The sequence below is a fragment of the Nocardia sp. NPDC052254 genome (assembly GCF_040679495.1).
Lineage (GTDB): Bacteria > Actinomycetota > Actinomycetes > Mycobacteriales > Mycobacteriaceae > Nocardia.
Window position 1 is genome coordinate 143,737 of sequence record NZ_JBFAUW010000007.1, and the last position, 19,876, is coordinate 163,612.

General features: G+C 65.9%; 15 protein-coding genes. 9 read left to right on the top strand and 6 right to left on the bottom strand.

Translation table 11 applies throughout. The annotated features are described in order from the left end of the window. From AB0L57_RS19470 to AB0L57_RS19495, 6 genes are all read left to right on the top strand, one after another. Positions 1-180 (top strand): winged helix-turn-helix domain-containing protein (locus AB0L57_RS19470; RefSeq protein WP_364963830.1); only part of this gene is annotated, 180 nt, incomplete at its 5' end. Between the two features lie 25 nt (positions 181-205). Continuing rightward, positions 206-2,098 (top strand): MtrAB system histidine kinase MtrB, encoded by a 1,893-nt coding sequence (gene mtrB / locus AB0L57_RS19475; RefSeq protein ID WP_364963832.1) that lies wholly within the window; start codon positions 206-208, stop codon positions 2,096-2,098. Beyond that, positions 2,095-3,906, top strand: a complete 1,812-nt coding sequence (lpqB, locus tag AB0L57_RS19480; protein ID WP_364963834.1) for an MtrAB system accessory lipoprotein LpqB — start codon at positions 2,095-2,097, stop codon at positions 3,904-3,906. The genes mtrB and lpqB overlap by 4 nt, the downstream gene beginning before the upstream one ends. 101 nt (positions 3,907-4,007) lie before the next feature. Beyond that, positions 4,008-4,652 carry a ComF family protein gene (locus AB0L57_RS19485; protein ID WP_364963836.1) on the top strand — a complete coding sequence of 215 codons (645 nt, stop codon included), beginning with the start codon at positions 4,008-4,010 and terminating at the stop codon, positions 4,650-4,652. A gap of 319 nt (positions 4,653-4,971) precedes the next feature. Then, entirely contained in the window at positions 4,972-5,634 is a 663-nt protein-coding gene (raiA, locus tag AB0L57_RS19490) for a ribosome-associated translation inhibitor RaiA (RefSeq protein WP_364963838.1), read from the top strand. 124 nt (positions 5,635-5,758) lie between these two features. Next, on the top strand, positions 5,759-7,051 hold the full coding sequence (locus tag AB0L57_RS19495; RefSeq protein ID WP_364963839.1) for an acetyl-CoA C-acyltransferase: 1,293 nt from the start codon (positions 5,759-5,761) through the stop codon (positions 7,049-7,051). A gap of 25 nt (positions 7,052-7,076) precedes the next feature. On the opposite strand, the gene bluB is transcribed toward AB0L57_RS19495, so the two are convergent. The 6 genes from bluB to AB0L57_RS19525 all read right to left on the bottom strand — a co-directional run bounded on the left by bluB (position 7,077) and on the right by AB0L57_RS19525 (position 14,018). Further along, a complete protein-coding gene (bluB, locus tag AB0L57_RS19500; RefSeq protein WP_364963841.1) occupies positions 7,077-7,706 on the bottom strand; it encodes a 5,6-dimethylbenzimidazole synthase in 630 nt (209 codons plus the stop codon). A 104-nt stretch (positions 7,707-7,810) separates the two neighbouring features. Further along, complete coding sequence (locus AB0L57_RS19505; protein ID WP_364963844.1) at positions 7,811-9,067, bottom strand: acyl-CoA desaturase; 1,257 nt, start codon at positions 9,065-9,067, stop codon at positions 7,811-7,813. Between the two features lie 97 nt (positions 9,068-9,164). Then, positions 9,165-10,565: a fatty acid desaturase gene (locus AB0L57_RS19510; RefSeq protein ID WP_364963847.1), complete on the bottom strand. Its 1,401-nt coding sequence runs from the start codon at positions 10,563-10,565 to the stop codon at positions 9,165-9,167. Positions 10,566-10,761: 196 nt separating this feature from the next. Then, entirely contained in the window at positions 10,762-11,931 is a 1,170-nt protein-coding gene (locus AB0L57_RS19515) for a ferredoxin reductase (protein WP_364964304.1), read from the bottom strand. Positions 11,932-12,025: 94 nt separating this feature from the next. Further along, positions 12,026-12,553 carry a hypothetical protein gene (locus AB0L57_RS19520; protein WP_364964306.1) on the bottom strand — a complete coding sequence of 176 codons (528 nt, stop codon included), beginning with the start codon at positions 12,551-12,553 and terminating at the stop codon, positions 12,026-12,028. Between the two features lie 40 nt (positions 12,554-12,593). Beyond that, entirely contained in the window at positions 12,594-14,018 is a 1,425-nt protein-coding gene (locus tag AB0L57_RS19525) for a wax ester/triacylglycerol synthase family O-acyltransferase (protein ID WP_364963849.1), read from the bottom strand. A gap of 212 nt (positions 14,019-14,230) precedes the next feature. Between AB0L57_RS19525 and AB0L57_RS19530 the strand changes: the two genes are divergently transcribed. The 3 genes from AB0L57_RS19530 to AB0L57_RS19540 all read left to right on the top strand — a co-directional run bounded on the left by AB0L57_RS19530 (position 14,231) and on the right by AB0L57_RS19540 (position 19,865). Continuing rightward, positions 14,231-14,713 carry an Rv3235 family protein gene (locus AB0L57_RS19530; protein ID WP_364963851.1) on the top strand — a complete coding sequence of 161 codons (483 nt, stop codon included), beginning with the start codon at positions 14,231-14,233 and terminating at the stop codon, positions 14,711-14,713. A gap of 206 nt (positions 14,714-14,919) precedes the next feature. Further along, positions 14,920-17,766 (top strand): preprotein translocase subunit SecA, encoded by a 2,847-nt coding sequence (gene secA / locus AB0L57_RS19535; RefSeq protein WP_364963854.1) that lies wholly within the window; start codon positions 14,920-14,922, stop codon positions 17,764-17,766. Positions 17,767-17,924: 158 nt separating this feature from the next. After that, positions 17,925-19,865, top strand: a complete 1,941-nt coding sequence (locus AB0L57_RS19540; protein ID WP_364963858.1) for a ThiF family adenylyltransferase — start codon at positions 17,925-17,927, stop codon at positions 19,863-19,865. Positions 19,866-19,876 lie beyond the last annotated feature (11 nt).

Here is a 19,876-nt window from a genome sequence, read left to right on the forward strand (position 1 = left end):
CGTCAGGTGTTCACCCGCGAGGTCCTGCTCGAGCAGGTGTGGGGCTACCGGCATGCCGCCGACACCCGCCTGGTGAACGTGCACGTGCAGCGATTGTGGGCCAAGGTCGAGAAGGATCCGGAGAACCCCGAGATCGTGCTGACGGTGCGCGGTGTCGGCTACAAGGCCGGACCGCCGTGATCGCTCGCCCCCTCGAGGCAGCGTTGTGACCGCTGGTTCCAGAAATCGCTTCGAGCGGTGGCTGGCGGCGGTCGTTGCCTGGTTCAGAGCGGTCGGTGAGTCGCTGGGGCACCTGTGGCGGCGGTCGCTGCAGTTGCGCGTGGTGGTATCCACGCTGACGCTGTCGCTGATCGTCATCACCATTCTCGGTGTCGTGCTGACCAGTCAGATCACCGATCGTCTCCTGGACGCGAAAGTCAATGCGGCCGTTGAGGAGATGACCCGTGCCCGGAATTCGGTCGAGACGCAGCTGACGGGCGTCTCGGATTCCAGTGCCCAGTCGGCGCGCCTGCAGGACGCGGTGAACGCACTGTCCACCGGCGGCAGCTCCTCGTCCTCGGCCGGTGGCGCCGGAACCTATACCGTGGCTCTGGCCATGGTCGGGGACGGACAGCAGGAGGTGACGGCCGGTCCGATCGGTGAGGTGCCGGCCGAACTGCGCCGTTTCGTGCAGCAGAACCAGGTCAGCTACCAGTTCGCCACGATCTCGGATCCGGGCGGTTATCACGGGCCGGTGCTGATCATCGGCAGTCCGAGCACCGAGGTGCCGACGCTCGAGGTCTATCTGGTCTTCCCGCTCAACAACGAGCAGCGCAGTCTGAGCCTGATGCGCGGCACCATGCTGATCGGCGGCATCGTCCTGCTGGTCCTGCTGGCGGCGATCACCGCGCTGGTGACCCGCCAGGTGGTGTTGCCGATTCGCTCGGCGGCACGGATCGCCAGCCGGTTCGCCGACGGCCGTCTCAAGGAGCGGATGCTGGTCCGCGGTGAGGACGATATGGCCAGACTCGCCATGTCGTTCAACGAGATGGCCGAGAGTTTGTCGAATCAGATCACCCAACTCGAGGAATTCGGCAATCTGCAACGGAGATTCACCTCCGATGTCAGCCATGAGTTGCGGACCCCGTTGACCACCGTGCGCATGGCCGCCGATCTGATCCACGGCTCCAGCGACGAACTCGACCCCGCCCTGGCACGCAGCGCCGAACTGCTGGTGACCGAGCTGGACCGATTCGAGGGGCTGCTCAACGATCTGCTCGAGATCAGCCGTCACGACGCGGGTGTCGCCGAACTGCAGGTCGAATCGCTGGATGTGCGCATGTGCGCGCGGGCGGCGGTCTCGACGGTGCGGCATCTGGCCAAGGAATCGAGCTGTGAGCTGGTCGTCGATCTGCCGGACGAGCCGTTGGTGGCCGAGGTCGATCCGCGGCGGGTGGAGCGCGTCCTGCGCAATCTGCTCGCCAACGCCATCGACCACAGTGAGGGCAAACCGGTATTGATCCGGATGCGCGGCGATGTGGATGCCAATGCCGTCGCGATGGTGGTGCGAGATCAGGGTGTGGGATTGCGTCCCGGTGAGGAGAAGCTGGTCTTCAACCGCTTCTGGCGGTCGGACCCGTCGCGGATGCGCCGATCGGGTGGCACCGGTCTGGGCCTGTCGATCAGTGTCGAGGACGCGAATCTGCACGATGGCCGGCTCGAGGCTTGGGGTGAACCCGGTGCGGGCGCGAGTTTCCGGCTGACTCTGCCGTTGATCCGTGGTCGCAAGCTCGGCCAGAGCCCGCTGTCGCTGGAACCGCCCAAGCGGCGGCTGGCCGAGCTACCGGCGGAGCCCGCGCCCGCACCGGCCGACGAGGCACCCGAGACCGATGGGGCGGCGGATGCCACCGACGGCCCCGGTACCGTCGATGCCGAAGCCGGTGCCGAGCCGCCGGCCGGGACGACACCGGGGGAGGAATCGGCCGGCCCACCGCATCCGTCGGATGCGGACGCGTCGGCCGAAGCGTCGTCACCGGACGGACCAGACGAGGCTGCCGGGAGCACGGACGAGACCGCGTCCGCCGATGAACCCGCCCATAAAGAGGACATCAACCCATGAACCGCACCCGTCTGGCGACGATGCTCGGTGCGCTGTTCGGCTGCGTCCTGCTCGTCGCCGGCTGCGCCAACCTGCCGGACTCCTCGGCGCCGCAGGCCCTCGGCACGATCAACCGCGAACCGACGTCCACCGGCCCGCATCCGCCGGTCCACGGGCGGGATCCGGATCTGCTGCTGCACGACTTCATGGAGGCCACCGCCGATCCCGCCGACAATCACCAGACCGCACGGCAGTACCTCACCCCGGATACTTCGCAGACCTGGGACGACTCTGCCCAGACCATCATCGTCGACAAACCGGACACCTTGCGGGAATCGAGGACCGAGGACACCGCGACCTATCGGGTCCGCGCGCGAAAGCTCGGTGAACTGGCCGCCGACGGGTCGTTCCGCGCTCAGGACAACACCTACGACACCAGAATCGAAATGACGAAGGTCGGCGACGACTGGCGGATCAACCAGCTGGAGCCCGGTGTGGTGGTCGACAGCAGTGCCTTCCACAAGTCCTATCACCGGTATTCGCTGTATTTCTCCAATGGACCCGGCACCACCATGGTTCCCGACCTGCGCTGGATCGCGGTCGGCAAGGAGCAGCTCGCGCAGCGTCTGACGTCGTTGCTGGTCGAAGGGCCCCGCGAGGGGCTCGCACCGGCTGTGCGCAATGTGCTGGCCGATCCGGTGAGCCTGTCCGACGACATCACCAAGGCCAATGGCGCGACCGACAATGTCGGTGTCGGTCTCGGCGGCATCCGGATGGATTTCGCCGGTGCTTCGGCGCTGGATCCGCACAGTCGGGAACTGTTGGCGGCCCAGGTGGTGCTGACCCTGGCCGGCGCGGGCATTCTCGGGCCTTATGTGCTGCTCGCCGACGGTAAGCCGCTCGACGAACGCTATGCCGGTAACGGCTGGACGTTGGAAGATGTGAGCGCGCTGAATCCAGGGGTCCGCCCCGAAGATCGCGTCGGGCTGCACGCTTTACGGGACGGCGCGCTGGTCAAGGTGGATTCCGCCAAGGGAAAGATCGACCCCACTCCGGGCTATTTCGGCTCGGTGCACAATCTGCGCGCGGCCGGTCTGTCCGAGGACGGGCAACTGGTCGCCGCGGTGGCCGACAGCGGCGAGCCGGCACCCGCCCCGAAGCAGACCCTGGTGCTCGGCAGCTACGACGGCGCCACCACGTTCTCGGTCGTCCAGGGCGACACCTTCACCAGGCCGTCGTGGACCGCCGACGGCGGCGCGGTGTGGACGGTGATCGACGGCAACAGGGTGGTGCGGGTCGTGCACGATCGGGGCACCGGCAATGTCTCGATGCAGAATGTCGACAGTTCCTCGCTCACCGTGGCCGAGCCCAACAGCGCGGATTCGGTACCGCGCCTGCCCATCACGGATCTGCGGATATCCCGCGACGGTGCCCGTGCGGCGATCATCGCCGGAGGCAAGGTGTATCAGGCGGTCGTGGTCGCCGCGCCGGACGGCAAATACTCTCTGGTCTCGCCGCAGCCGGTCGCGGTCGATTCCGTCATGATGGCGGTGTCGATCGATTGGTCGACGCCCGACATGCTGGTGATCGGGCGGGAAGGCGATGTGCCACCGGTGGATTCGGTCTACGTCGACGGTTCGGATCTGACGGCGCTGTCGAGTCAGAACCTCACGCCATCGGTGCGGGTGGTGAGTGCCGCTCCCGATACGTTGTACGTCGCGGACTCACGTGCGGTGATGCGGCTGCAATCCGACGGTCCGTCCACCGACCGGTTCTGGCGCGAGGTGCCGGGACTGGGTGCGAACGCCGTACCGGTGTTTCCGGGCTGACCGCTCCCTCGTGAAGTTCCGTGCTCGCCGGCGGGTGGGGTGTGTGCCGTCCGCGGGCCGAGTTCTCGTTCGATGTCGGTGCCCTCGGTGACACTGGCCCGATGCGGATGCTGCTGGAATTGATCCTGCCGCAGTACTGCGGGGGATGCGGATCGGCGGGGACGGGTTGGTGCGTGCGGTGCGCCGGGACGCTCGCGGCGGCGCCGGTGCGGATCCGGCCGCGTGCCGATCCCGGAGTGCCCTGCTGGGCGCTCGGTCCTTACGCCGGCCCACCGCGCCGGGCGGTGCTGGCGGTGAAGGAGTCCGGTCGCCGTGATCTGGCCGCTCCGCTGGGGCTCGCCCTGGCCCGGGGGATAGGCAGATTGCGCGCGCCCGGCCGTCCACTCGTCCTCGTGCCCGCGCCCAGCCGGCGCGTGGCGGCCCGTCGTCGCGGCGGTGATCCGGTGCTGCGGACGGCGCGGGTGGCGGCCGGGTGGCTGACCGATTGCCACCTCGCACCGGTGCTCGCGGCTCGTGGTGAGGTGCGCGACTCGGTCGGTTTGGGTGCCGCGGCGCGCCGGTCGAATCTGGATGGCGGGATCATCGGGCGAATACCACCGTCTTCCGCCTTGCGAACCTGCGCGGATGCCGACATCGTGCTGGTGGACGATGTACTCACCACCGGGGCGACGGCCGCTGAATCGGTCCGGACATTGGCCGCGCAAGGGGTGCGGGTGCGCGCGGTGATGGTGACGTGTGCCGCTTGAGTCGGAGAAATTTGCGTGAACAGTGGCGGACGGATCGTCGGCGTAATAGCGTTGCTGACAGAGCGATCTGACACCCGATCCAAGAGGTTGGAGGTGCAACTCGGACGACCTCGTGCCGAGCATCCCGGCGTGAACAGCGGACCACGGGTGGCCAGGCCGCGAGCCCTCCCACCGGTTCCTCACATCCCGGTTCGCCGCCCGGCACGATTGATTCCCGCCGCACATGCATCGGTTGTGCGGCCATATCCGGGAGGTACGCGTGACGACTTCACGACCTTCAGTGAAAGAACCAGAGCCCTCGACCGTTACGGGCACCCAGATGGGTTCCGGTGAACTGAACGGAGCCGAACAAACCATCTCCGATGTGCCCCGCACCCCCGACGCGGACGTCGTGGTGAAGGGCCGCAACGTCGAGGTCCCCGATCATTTCCGCGTTCACGTAGCGGACCGGCTCTCCCGGCTGGAACGCTTCGACCCCTCGATCTACCTCTTCGACGTGGAGCTGTTCCACGAACGAAATCGCCGCCAGCGCAAGAACTGTCAGCGGGTGGAGATCACCGTGCGAGGTAAAGGCCCGGTGGTCCGGGCGGAGGCCTGCGCCGACAGTTTCTACGGCGCGCTGGAGCAAGCGGTGGCGAAACTCGAATCCCGATTGCGGCGCAGCAAGGATCGCCGCCGGGTGCACTACGGCGAGAAGACCCCGCTCTCGGTGGCCGAGGCGACGGCCACGCTGATCGATGATGCGGCGAGTCCCGACGGTTCCGAATCCGCCGATGGTTCCGCCGACGCCGAATACGCGGGGCCGGGGCATATCGTGCGCACCAAGGTGCACTCCGGGACGCCGATCTCGGTGGACGACGCGCTCTATCAGATGGAGTTGGTCGGCCACGATTTCTTCCTCTTCCAGGATCGGGAGACCGACCGCCCCTCGGTGGTGTACCGCCGGCACGCTTTCGACTACGGGTTGATCAGACTCGCGTAACCGACGACGGATCATCGAGTGACCGATGACGGCCGGGACCCACGGGGTCCCGGCCGTATTCCGTTCCGAGGCAATTTACTGTGACACCTTGTATCGGAATTTTCCTGACCTTAGAGTCGGTTCCATGACTTCCCAGCGTTCTCGTCGTGCCGTCGTCGTCGCCGGTGCCCGCACTCCCTTCCTGCGCGCCTTCACCGACTACACCCGGATGGACACCATCGACCTGGGCGCCGCGGCCGTGGCCGGTCTGCTGGAACGCACCGGCTTGCCGAAGGATCGGGTGCAGGCGATGGTGTGGGGTGGAGTGATCCTGCCGAGCGCGGCGCCCAACATCGCCCGCGAGATCGCCCTGGATCTCGGTCTGGATCACGGCTGTGAGGGCTATACGGTGACCCGCGCATGTGCGTCGGGCCTGCAGGCCGTCACCTCCGCGGCCGCGGCCATCGAACGTGGGGAGTACGACATCATGATCGCCGGCGGCAGCGATTCGACGAGTAATGCCGAGGTGAAACTGCCACAGAAACTCGTGCACGCGGGCGCCCCGCTGGCACTGGGCAAGCCCAAGCCGAAGGACTATCTGTCGGCGGTTGCGCAGTTGGCGCCGTTCACCGATCTGCTGCCGCGGCGGCCGCGGATCGCGGAGCGCACCACCGGTGAGGTGATGGGTGAATCGGCGGAGAAGATGGCGCGGATCCATGGCATCACCCGTGCCGAGCAGGATGCCTTCGCGGTGCGCTCGCATCATCGCGCGGCGGCGGCAATCGAATCCGGGCGTTTCGACCGGGAGGTCCTGACGGTCCGAACCCCGGCGGGCAAGACGATCGAACGAGACGGGCTGGTGCGCGCGAACACCAGTGTGGACAAGCTCGCGACACTGGCACCGGCCTTCGAATCCGGCGGCACGGTCACCGCCGGAAATGCCAGCCCGCTCACCGATGGTGCCGCGGCGGTGCTGCTGATGAGCGAGGACAAGGCCCGCGAACTGGGGCTGACGCCGCTGGCGGCCATCCGATCCTGGAGTTTCGTCAGCGTGGATCCCGCCGATCAGGTACTGATCGGCCCGGCGATCTCGATGCCGCGTGCGCTGGACAAGGCCGGAATGTCGTTGTCCGATATCGACTTCGTGGATATCCACGAGGCCTTCGCGGCACAGACGTTGTCGGTGGTCTCCGCACTCGGCAGTGACACGTGGGCGAAGTCCCGGCTGGACCGCGACCAGGCTGTCGGCGAGATCGATCCCGGCATCCTCAATGTGCACGGCGGCTCGGTATCGCTGGGCCATCCCTTCGGCGCAACAGGCGCCCGCATGGTGACGACCATGGCCAACGAATTGGCACTGACGGGCAAGAACACCGCACTCCTGGGAATCTGTGCCGCAGGAGGACACGGCGCTTCCGCGGTCCTCGAACGGGTGTAGTACCAGGCTCGGAGAGGCGGCCGGGCTAGTACCTCTCCCAGTGGATCGCGTCCTCGAGCGGTCGCCGGTCGCGCCATCCGAAGCGTTCGAGATCCGGGGTCTGCTGGAATTCGTGTACCGGACCGACACAGAGCCACGCCACCGGCCGGATGCCGGGCGGCAGGTCGATGAGTTCGGTGAGGAACGGGGCGTCGTAGAAACTCACCCAGCCCACGCCCACCCCCTCGGAGGTGGCCGCGAGCCACAGGTTCTGGATCGCGAGAATCGTGGAGTACAAACCGGTTTCGGGTACCGTCGCACGCCCCAGGATTTGCGGGCCGCCGCGGCTGTCGTCGTGGGTGACGACGATGCCGGTCCCGCTCTCGGTGATTCCCTCGATCTTGATCGGCTCGAAGGTGGCTGCCCGCTCGGGCGGGAGCGAATCATGGAATTCGACGCGCTTGTCGGCGACGTGCGCGGCGAACCGGGTGAGGGTTTCCCGGTTGCGGACGACGATGAAGTCCCACGGCTGCGAATTGCCCACACTGGGTGCGCGATGGGCGGCGTCGAGGATGCGGAGCAGGGTCGCATCGTCGACGAGTTCGCCGGTGTATTCGGCGCGCACATCGCGGCGCTGCCGGATCACGTCGTAGATGCTGGGTTCTGGCACTGACACGTATTCAGTGAACCAGCTCCGGTCGATTCTCATGGCAAAGGGGCTCCCCGGAAATCGGGGAGCCCCTCTGCGAGATGTTCGAGTGCCCGTTGCGGTGCTCGGAATCAGGCGGCCGAGCCCACGGCCTGGCGGCGTTCGGCGACGCGCCGCTTGCCCTCGCGCAGCGCGGTGCGCAGGCCCCGGCGCCGTCCGGTTGCGGGGTCGACGGTGCCCACACCGCCGAAAGCGCGCTCGGATTTGGTTTCGGGAGCATCGTCGGTACCGCGCCGCAGATACTTGTTGGGCAGCGACAGTTTCATGATGGTGCGCCACGACTTGGCGTACTGCACCGGCAGTGAGCCGGTGGTGTAGGGCAGATCGTATTTGTCGCACATTTCGCGCACCCGCACCGCGATGGCGCGATAGTGGTTACTGGGCAGATCCGGGAACAGGTGGTGCTCGATCTGATGCGAGAGGTTGCCGGTCATGAAATGCATGACCGCGCCGCCGCTGATGTTGGCGCTGCCCAGCATCTGCCGCAGATACCACTCGCCCTGGGTCTCGTTGTCCACATCGCCCTTGGTGAACTTCTCGGCACCGTCGGGGAAGTGGCCGCAGAAGATCACCGCATTGGTCCAGATATTGCGGACGACATTGGCGGTGACATTGGCGGTGAGTGTCGACAGGAAGGCCGGACCGGTCAGCAGGGGGAAGATCAGATAATCCTTGGCGGCCTGCTTGCCGACCTTCTTCAGCACGACACGGCGGTCGTGCTCGAATTGCAGCCGCTCCGGCGAACCGGCGGCCCACTTCTTCTTTGCCACCTTGCCCAGCTCCAAATGCTGGATGGCCACGCCGTATTCGAAGAACATCTGCAACAGCAGGTTGTAGACCGGCTGACCGAGATAGAACGGTGACCACCGCTGATCGCGGGTGACGCGCAGCAGGCCGTAGCCGATGTCGTCGTCCATACCCAGCACATTGGTGTACTTGTGGTGCAGGTAGTTGTGCGTGATCTTCCAGTGCTCGGACGGGCCGGCGTTGTCCCATTCCCAGTTGGACGAGTGGATTTCCGGATCGTTCATCCAGTCCCACTGGCCGTGCATGACATTGTGGCCGATCTCCATGTTCTCGATGATCTTTGCCGCCGAGAGCATTGCGGTACCGGCCAGCCAGGCGGGCGGCAGGAAGCTGGCGAACAGCACCCCGCGGCCACCGATCTCGAGCACACGCTGCAGCCGGATCACATTGCGGATGTAGCGGGCATCGCGGGCACCCCGGGACGACTCGATTTCACGGCGGATCGCGTCCAGCTCCGCACCGATCGCCTCTACGTCCTCCGGGGTGAGGTGCGCATATTCCTTGACATCCGAGATCGCCATGGTGGTTACACTACCGTAAGTTACGGTTCCGTAGGTTGTCTCCGTATCGGATTACAACTGTGGCGTATCCCGCATTGTGATCGTGCCCTACATCTGCTTAAGTTAGTCGCTTTCGTCGTTGCCGCAACCGGAAGCGAACCGTCGCTCCTTCGCGCAGCGCGCGGCGTCGCAGGAGCTGCTTCTCTGCTCGCGCCTTTTCCTGGAGTACGACCCTGGCCTCGCGCAGTGCTTCCTTTTCCTGCCGGGCCTTCTCTCGCAATGCGGCTTTCGCCTCGACCAGTGCCGAACGCAATCCCTGCCGGTGTCCGGTCAGCGGATCCACGCCGGATGACGGCTCGTCGGAAAGACTCGTCGAGGCCAGCGTCAGGAGTGAGAATTTCCGCTCGGAAGAGGTCTCCGGTGCGTCATCGGAGGTGCGCCGCAGGAACCGATCCGGCAGTGCGAGTTTGTGAATCGTTCGAAACGCCAGCAGGTATTGCCGACCGAGTGATCCGGTGGTGTAGGGCAGGTCGTATTTGTCGCACAACTGCCGGACCTGTTCGGAGATCTCCGGATACCGATTGCTCGGAATGTCCGGGAACAGGTGATGCTCGATCTGGTAGCAGAGATTGCCGCTCATGAACGCCATCGCCGGACCGGCCTGGAAGTTGGCACTGCCGAGCATCTGCCGCAGATACCATTCCGCCCGGGTCTCGTCGGCGAATTGCTCCTCGGTGAACTTCTCCGCACCATCGGGGAAATGGCCGCAGAAGATCACCGCGTATGCCCACAGATTGCGGATCAGATTCGCGGTGGCATTCGCCTTGAGCGTCTGCTTCCAGCCCGGCCCCGACAACAGGGGGAAGACCACGAAATCCTTGGCCACTTGGCGCCCGGCCTTGCGGAAGAACTGTCGATTGGGCTCGGACAGCAGCTCGGAACCCGGCACACCGGTCTGCAACTTCTCGATCTTCAGATCGTGCAGCGCGATACCCCACTCGAACAGTGCCGCCAGGATCAGATTGCCCACCGGCTGCGCGAGATTGATCGGCTTCCACTCTTCGTCGCGGGTCATGCGCAGGATGCCGAAGCCCACATCGTCGTCCATGCCGACGATGTTGGTGTAGGTGTGATGGGAGAAGTTGTGCGCGCGCTTCCACTGCCCGGAGGTGCCCGTCATATCCCACTCCCAGCTGGTGGAGTGGATCTCCGGGTCGTTCATCCAGTCCCACTGGCCGTGGCTGATGTTGTGGCCGAGCTCCATGTTCTCGATGATCTTGGCCACCGACAGCATCGCGGTCCCGGCCACCCAGGCCCACTTGTTGCGCCCGGCGAACAAGACCGCCCGCCCGGCGGCCTCGAGGGTGCGCTGGGCGCGGATGGAGCGCCGGATATACGCCGCGTCACGTTCGCCCAGGGATTGCTCCACTGTGCGGCGAATGGTGTCGAGCTCGTTGCCGAGGGTGTCGATGTCGGCAGCTGTCAGGTGTGAATACGCCTTGATATCGGTGATCGCCACGGTCCTGCAATGCCTCCGCTTCGCTTCCGGCGGTGTCGAATGAATGCCTCGGCGTGGCGTCGGCCGGCCGGGTATCGGATTGCCTCCGCTGCACTTCGGTGGGAGGTCTCGGTCTGTTCGTCTTCAGAGTATCGGTTACCGGTGGTGATCGCTTGTGCCGGTTGGGGGCGATCTCGTGAACACCACCGGAAAGCGGCTACACGTCCAGGGTGCAGTCACCCGCCGCGGCCGAGATGCAGGTCTGCACCTTCTCGCCGGCCTGATGTTCGGCACCGTTGCGCAGATCGCGGACGTGCCCGTCGGTGAGCGTGACCACGCAGGTCTGGCAGATGCCCATCCGGCAACCGAACGGCATCTGCACACCGGCCGCCTCGCCGGCCTCGAGCAGACTCGTCGCACCGTCGACTTCCGTGGTGCGATCGGTACGCGCGAAGGTCACCGTGCCGCCCTCGCCGACCGCCGACCGTTCCACCTCGAACCGCTCGACATGCAGCTTGTCGCCGATACCCGCTGCCGTCCAATGCTTTTCGACATCGTTGAGCAGCCCGGCCGGACCGCACGCCCAGGTGTCGCGCTCGCGCCAATCCGGGAAGCGGGTGTCCAGTTCGGCCAGATCGAACTTGCCCTGCTCACCGGTCAGGTGGATGTGGGCGGTGAATCCCGGATGCCTGTCGTGCAGCGCGCGCAGTTCCGCGCCGAACATCACATCGTCGGCGGTGCGAGCGGAATGGATGTGCACGATGTCGTCCATCGCGTCGCCGTCGGTGCGATCGGCGGCGCGGCGGTCCAGCGTCCGCAGCATCGCCATCACCGGTGTGATGCCGCTACCCGCGGTGATGAACAACACCTTCGCGGGCGGCGGTTCCGGCAGGACGAACCCACCCTGCGGTGCGGCCAGGCGCACGACCGTGCCCTGCGGGACGCCGTTGACCAGATGGCTGGACAGGAAACCCTCGGGCATCGCCTTGACCGCGATCGAGATCACCCGCTTGGCGCGGTTGTCCGGATCGGTCCAGTCCGGCGGGCAGGTCAGCGAATACGAACGCCAGTGCCAGCGACCGTCGACCAGTACGCCGATACCGATGTACTGACCGGGGGTGAAGGTGAAGTCGAAACCCCAGCCCGGCTTGATCACCAGGGTGACCGAATCGGCGGTCTCCTTGCGGACCTCGAGGATTCGGCCGCGCAGTTCCCGCGCCGACCACAGCGGATTGACCAGATGCAGATAGTCGTCGGGCAGCAGCGGGGTGGTGATGCGGGCGGCCGCGCCGCGCAGCGCGTCCAGCCGCGTCCGCCCCGCCATCTTCGCGTCGGCGACCGGGGCCTCGAGCCACGCCCGCAGGCCTTCTACCGATTTCGACACCATCGTGCGAATGCTCATTTCCTGTGCTCACGCGCTTGCAGCGCATCCATCCATCCACCCCGACCCAAGGTTACGGCATCGTAGGTTAGCGGTCGGCTCAGAGCAGGTCGAGCAGGAACGGCAACTCTTGTGCGGCATACCAGGCCAACTGGTGGTCTTCGGCATCACCCAGCACGAATTCCGCGTCCGGGTCGCCGAGATCGGCGGCGTCGATCACATCGACGGCCTTCGCGACCTGTGGTTCGGCCTCGGACAGATCGACGTGCACGGATGCGATCCGGTTGTATTCGATCGGGCCGGACAGCCGGACCACCGCATCGTCGAGATCGGAGCGCAGGGTGGTATCCGTCACATCGGCGGCGATGACCGCGCGACGATAGACCGGGGCCGAATAGCCGGGGTCGCTCGCCTCGGTGTCGTCGTCCTCATCACTCGAGTGCAGGAGCGCGGCCTCGCGTTCGGCGGCCAGCAGCCGCAGCGACGCGCGGGCCGCATCGATCATCGCGACCTCGGCCAATTCCTCGTCGTCACCGGAGGCATAGGCCTCCCGCAGGGCGGGGGTGACCGCGAAGGCGGTGTCGTTGACGGCCCGGATTTCGCGCTCCGTCACCAACTCTCGAAGCATCGCGATGGTCACCGGCACATACACGCGTAGCTTGCCCTGATCAGACGCAGGCACCGAGCATCTCCTCCATGGATTCGCGTACCGCCGCCGCCAGTACGGCGATATCGGCCATTGCCTCGCGGTCGGCATTGAGACCGTAGAACACCTGCCCGTCGTAGGAGGTGATTCCGATACTCGACGCCTGATTACGCAGCAACGGCGACACCGGATACATCTCCAGCATCCGCGCGCCGCCGATGTACATCGGCTGCTGCGGACCCGGGGCATTGGTGATCACCAGGTTGAATGTGTGTTCTGCGAACGTACTCGCCGCCCGCACGCTCATCGCGTGCAGGCTGGCCGGTGCGAAGCCCGCCATGTGGACCAGCGTACGGGCGCGCACCCCGCGGTGGTTGCGGGAGTGCTCACCGGTGGCATGTGAGATGTGCGAGAGCCGGATGACCGGATTCCGTTCTCCCACCGGCAGATCTATCAGGAACGAGGACACCTCGCTGGCCGGGCGCAGTTCGTCGCCCGCGCCTTCGACGTACACCGACATCGGAACGACCGCGCGCAGCACCGCCGATTCGATCAGCACCTCACCGCGCGATTGCAGGAATATCCGCAGGGCACCGGTCATCACCGCGAGGATCGCGTCGTTGATCGAGCAGTCGAACCGCTTGCGGATGCGGCGGTAGTCCTCGAGGGAGGTCTTGGCGATGTCGAACCGGCGGCTGCGCGAGATGGCGGTGTTGAAGATGCTGTCGGGTGCGCCGCGACCGGCGGTGCGGACCCGGGAGACGGCGGCATCGACGGCCTTACCCGCGGCCGCGGCCACCGCCGAGGCATTGGCACCGGCATCGCGCATCACCTCCCAGGCGGTGGCGGGCTGAGTGGCCATCTCGGCCAGAGCCATCCCCAGCAGTTCGACCTCGCCGGGTTCGCGATGAGCCACCCAGGTATCGGGACCGACCTCGCGGGGCTGCGGTCCGGAATCCAGGATCACATGCCCGATCTCGAGCGCGATATCGCCGTCCACCAGCGCGGAATGAGTCTTGGTGAAGATCGCGCAGCGGCCCCTGGACAGGCCCTCGATCAGGTACATCTCCCACAGTGGGCGACTGGGATCCAGCGGTCGTGACGACAGCCGCCCGACCAGTTCGTAGAGCTGTTCGTCGGATCCCGGGGCGGGCAGCGCCGAGCGGCGCACGTGATAGGTGAGGTCGAATCGACTGTCCTCCACCCAGACCGGGCGCCCCACCCGGAACGGGATCTCACGAACCTTGCGCCGATAGCGCGGAACCATCGGCAGGCGGCTGTCGACGAGCGTGAGCAGGCCCTGATAGTCCAGATCGGCGGCCGCATCCCCGGCACCGGCGGGTGGATTCGCCACTCCGAGGATCGCGAGCGAGCCGATATGCATGGGATTGCTGCTCGACTCGAGACGGAAGAACGATGCGTCCTGCGGCGTCAGTCTCGTGATCACGCTGTCGGATACTCCTCTCGGTGACTTCCTCCATTGTGGAGTCACACAAACCGATCACGGCGTTACAGCCGGGATTTGTCGTGCCGCCGGAAAACCCGTCGTCGGTGCCGAGGGGCATGGCATGCTGGTGCGATCCGTGCCCGAGGCAGGCCGACCAGGGGGAGTGTCGAATGCTCGAGTCTTCTGTAAGCCCGGTATACACCCACCGCTCGATGGGCGCCGCACCCCATTTCGAACCACCCCTGGAACCAGGGGGAGCGGGTGGTTCGAGTGCCGCCGTCACCGGGCTGCGGGCCCGCCGCCGCGGCACCCACGACGGGCGCTCCCCGCGCACACCGGCCCCGCCCACCGTGTGCTTCGGAGCCGCGGGCGAGGGCGACTGCGCCGCGGCCCGATTCGCCGACCGTTCACTGCGACTGGTGCTGGAGGTGATCGACGGGCGCCGCCCCGCGGGTCAGTTGCGATCGGTGGTCGAGCCGACCGTGCTGGCGGCGGTCGAGACACTGGCCAGGACCGCCGCGGCCGAACGCCGCCTCGGCAGCGCCGTCCTGGTGACCGTGAAAATCTCCGAGATCACCGCGTACGGTGCGGAGGTGTTCGCGGGCTACGACCGCGGTCCACGGCGATTCGCGATCGCGGCGCGCCTGGTACTGCGGCGCGGACGCTGGCGCGTGGGCGCCTTGCGCATGCGCTGAGCCGCCGGTGGCCGCGGGGTGTGAGGGGCCGCCACGCGGACGCTTACGATGGAGGCCGCATTACCATGGACGATGCCGCGTATCCACGCGCCGGGGATTTCGCCCATACGATGTGTGGCGGGGCTCCGGTATGCGCGCAGTAGCGCGGTGTGCCGAGGAAGTAGCACTGCAAGACGACAACATCGACCAGAGGACTGACGAGACCCGTGCCTGCGCTGAGTTTGACGAGGTTGCTACGTTTTGGTGAGGGCCGCACCGTCAAGCGGCTCGGAAATCTCGCCGATGAAGTGCTCGGTCTGGAAGACGAATTCGCCGAGCTGTCGGATGCGGATCTTCGCGCCAAGACCGACGAATTCAAAGAACGCTACGCCGATGGCGAATCCCTGGACGAATTGCTGCTCGAGGCGTTCGCGACCGCGCGCGAGGCATCGTGGCGCGTGCTGAATCAGAAGCATTACAAGGTGCAGGTGATGGGTGGCGCGGCCCTGCACATCGGCAACGTCGCGGAGATGAAGACCGGTGAGGGTAAAACCCTGACCTCGGTCCTGCCCGCATATCTGAACGCGATCAGTGGCGATGGCGTTCATATCGTCACCACCAACGACTACCTGGCTCGACGCGACTCCGAGTGGATGGGCCGTGTGCACCGTTTCCTCGGTCTGCAGGTGGGCGCGATCCTGTCCGGTATGACGCCGGCCGAGCGCCGCCAGGCCTACGGCGCCGACATCACCTACGGCACGAACAACGAATTCGGCTTCGATTACCTGCGCGACAACATGACCCATTCGCTGGACGATCTGGTTCAGCGTGGGCACAACTTCGCCGTGGTCGACGAGGTCGACTCGATTCTGATCGACGAGGCCCGTACCCCGTTGATCATCTCCGGCCCGGCCGATGCCTCCAGTAAGTGGTATGCCGAATTCGCCCGAATTGCACCGTTGTTGAAGAAGGACGTGCATTACGAGGTCGACATCAAGAAGCGCACCATCGGTGTGCACGAGGCCGGTGTCGAATTCGTCGAGGATCAGCTCGGTATCGACAATTTGTACGAGTCCGCCAACTCGTCGCTGGTGAGCTATCTGAACAATGCGATCAAGGCGAAGGAACTCTACGTTCGCGACAAGGACTACATCGTCCGCAGTGGCGAGGTCATCATCGTCGACGAGTTCACCGGCCGCATTCTGGTCGGGCGCCGCTACAACGAAGGTATGCACCAGGCCATCGAGGCCAAGGAATCGGTCGAGATCCAGCCGGAGAATCAGACGCTGGCCACGATCACCCTGCAGAACTACTTCCGTCTGTACGACAAATTGTCGGGTATGACCGGTACCGCCGAAACCGAGGCGGCCGAGTTGCACCAGACCTACGGCCTCGGTGTGGTCCCGATCCCGACCAACAAGCCGATGGTCCGTATGGACGAGGCCGATCTGATCTACAAGACCGAGGAATCCAAATTCGCCGCGGTCGCCGACGACATCGCCGAGCGGCACGAACAGAATCAGCCGGTGCTGATCGGTACCACCTCGGTGGAACGCTCGGAGTATCTGTCCAAGGCCCTCACCAAGCGCGGCATTCCGCACAACGTGCTCAACGCCAAGTTCCACGAGCAGGAAGCCCAGATCATCGCCGAGGCCGGTCGGCCGGGCGCGGTCACCGTGGCGACGAATATGGCCGGTCGTGGTACCGACATCGTGCTCGGCGGCAACCCGGACATCATCACCGACACCCTGCTGCGGCGTCAGGGCCTGGACCCGGTGGACACCCCCGACGACTACGAGGCCAACTGGCTGCCCGCGCTCGACGAGGTCAAGCGGCAGGTCGAAGACGATGCCGATCTGGTGCGTGACGCCGGCGGCCTGTATGTGCTCGGTACCGAACGGCACGAGTCGCGGCGTATCGACAACCAGCTGCGTGGTCGTGCCGGCCGTCAGGGCGACCCGGGTGAGTCCCGTTTCTACCTGTCCCTCGGCGACGAACTGATGCGGCGCTTCAACGGTGCGGCGCTGGAGTCGATCATGACCCGGCTCAACCTGCCCGACGACGTGCCGATCGAGGCCAAGATGGTCTCGCGCGCCATCAAGAGCGCGCAGACCCAGGTCGAACAGCAGAACTTCGAGATCCGTAAGAACGTTCTCAAGTACGACGAGGTGATGAACCAGCAGCGCACCGTCATCTACGCCGAACGTCAGCGCATCCTGTCCGGTGAGGACATGGAGGGCCAGGTTCAGGAGATGATCAGCGCCGTCCTCACCGCCTACGTCGACGGCGCGACCGCCGATGGGTACGTCGAGGACTGGGATCTCGCGAAACTGTGGACGGCGTTGAAGACGCTGTACCCGGTGGGCATCGAATACGAGGACCTCACCGGTGAGAGCCGGACCGGCGAGATCGGCGAGCTGAGCCGCGAGGAACTGCTCGACGCGGTCCTCGAGGACGCGCACGACGCCTACGCGCGGCGTGAGAAGGAGATCGACGATCTGGCCGGGCCGGGCAGCATGCGCAACCTGGAACGCCAGGTGCTGCTGTCGGTGCTCGACCGCAAGTGGCGCGAACACCTCTACGAGATGGACTATCTCAAGGAGGGCATCGGCCTGCGCGCGATGGCCCAGCGCGATCCGCTGGTCGAATATCAGCGCGAGGGTTTCGACATGTTCGCGGCGATGCTCGAAGGCCTCAAGGAGGAGTCGGTCGGCTTCCTGTTCAACCTCCAGGTCGAGGTGCAGCAGGCCCCGCAGCAGGCGGTCGAACCCGGCCTGCGCTCCCCGCTGGGCGCCTCGCACCCGGCCCCGGCCCCGGCCGTGCCGGCTGCCCAGGCTCCCAACGGATCCGCCGCCAACGCTCCGGCCGCACTGCGCGCCAAGGGGATCGACGAGAGCGGTCCGCGCGGCCTGAGCTTCTCCGGCCCCGACGAGGGAGGGCACGCGGCTGTGCACAGCGCGGAGCAGGAGTACGGCGACGGCCAGGCCGCGGCTATGACCCGCCGTGAGCGTCGCGAGGCGGCGCGGTCGGAGACCAAGGGGGCCAAGCCGCCGAAGTCCAAGCGGCGCCGGTAGTTTCGGCGAGATCAGCGGCCGGTCCACCTCTCAGGTGGGCCGGCCTTTTTCGTGCGGCTCGACGCTTCTCCCCATCGTTGGGGGCAGCGGCGCGGGAGCCGGGGCCGGTGCTGAGAAGCTGTGCGGGTAAAAGGTTTTCACCACAATAGAAAGCTTCGGTGAATAAGTTCATGGTTTCCCGCTCGGCCGCCGACGAATCCGCACAATCCCTCGGCCGCGCCGACAATCCGGCACCTGTGCGCCCGGTGGCGGAGGCCGGACCGGGGGATTCCTGGTCCATTTCGGCATTTCAGTTACGTCGCGGTGTCGCGGGGCATGCCGAAATGCTGTCGAAGATCAGGCAACTGCGCGCCCGGATTCTGTTCGACCATGGCCGCCGGCCCGATTTCCGTGCGGCCGACGGCGGTTATACCGACGATGAGGATCTCGACTACAACGCCTGGCATTTCGTCGCGGCAGCCGAACCCGGCGGTCCGGCGCTGGGATACGTACGGCTGGGCACACCCGACAGCGGGCAGCTGTTGCATTCGCGCGCTCATCTCGGCGACACCGGATACGCGGACATGCTGGCTGCCGAGGGTTTGGATCCCGGCTCGACCTTCGAGCCCAGCAGGCTCGTGGTCGAGCACCGCAGCCGAAAGCTGGGGCTCGGTCTCCATCTGATCGCTCTGTCCATCGGTGCCGCGTGGTATCTGGGGGCCAGCGCCGTCATCGGTACCTCGGGGACGAAGGACGGGCAGGACGGTTTCTACGCGCGATTGGGGTTCCGTCGCATCGATGGCACCCGCCGCTACGTCGACAGTTACACCGAAGATGTCGTGATCATGGCGCAGCGAGTCGCCGACGGCGCCGACGAGTTCCACGATCTGGTCACCGAGCTGGCGGCCCGATTCCCGACACTGATCACCACCGATGATCCGATGCCGAACGAGGCCCCCGCCTCCGCACAGCCGGTACCGGCGGCCGCGGCCCCGGCCGACGACGTCGATCGCACCAGTTGGCGACCGGTACTGTTCACGCCGGCCGATCCGGGCAGCCGAGCCGATATGGCCGCGCTCCTGGCGTCCGGCCAGGTGCGTGCCGTTCACGACACCATGCGCAGCCAGCTGGCAGAGCTCATCCGGAGCCGCGACCCCGGGCAGCGCTTCACGCCGGAGCAATTGGGTGCCGAGATCACCGAGCAGCTCGGCGGCGTCGACATGCCGGACTACGGCTCATGGGCCTGGTATCCGTGGTCCGGAGACCTGGTACATGTGCTGCCGCGCAATGAATTTCGGTTGATTCGCACCGATCGCAACCGGGAGAAGATCACTCGCGGACAGCAGCGGCGGTTGCTGAATCGCCGAATCGGGATCATCGGTCTGTCGGTCGGTAACTGTGCCGCACTCACCCTCGCGCTCGAAGGAGTGGGCGGTGCGTACAAATTGGCCGATCACGACAGTTTCGAGATGACCAACCTGAACAGGTTGCGTGCCGGTGTCACCGCGGCCGGTGTGAACAAGACCGTCATCACGGCCCGGCAGATGTTCGAAATCGACCCGTACCTGGATATCGAGCTCTTCCCGAATGGGCTCACCGACGACAACATCACCGAATTCTTCGACGGCGGCGACGGTCCCCTGGACCTGCTCGTGGAGGAATGCGATACCGCCTACATCAAGGTGGTCGCACGGGAGCAGGCCCGCGCGCGCCGGATTCCGGTCGTGATGGATTGCAACGATCGGGGAATGCTCGATATCGAGCGATTCGACGCCGAGCCCGATCGCCCGGTCCTGCACGGCCGGCTCGGCGCTCTCGTGTCGTCCGATATCCGTGAGGTGTCGAAGGCGCAGGAACTGGAGCTCATGCTGACGATGGTCGATGTCGGCAATGCCAGCCCCGCCATCACCGAGTCGATCGGCCGCATCGGACACACGCTGAGCAGTTGGCCCCAGTTGGCATCCGGCGTGATGCTCGGCGGTGCCCTCGTCACCCATGCCGCGCGACGGATTCTGCTGGACCAGCCGTGCGAATCCGGTCGTTACTACACAGATCTCGACGAGCTGCTGATACCGGCGCGCAATGCCGCACCGATATCGAACACTGTCGGTGCTCGGTGACATCGCGCGCC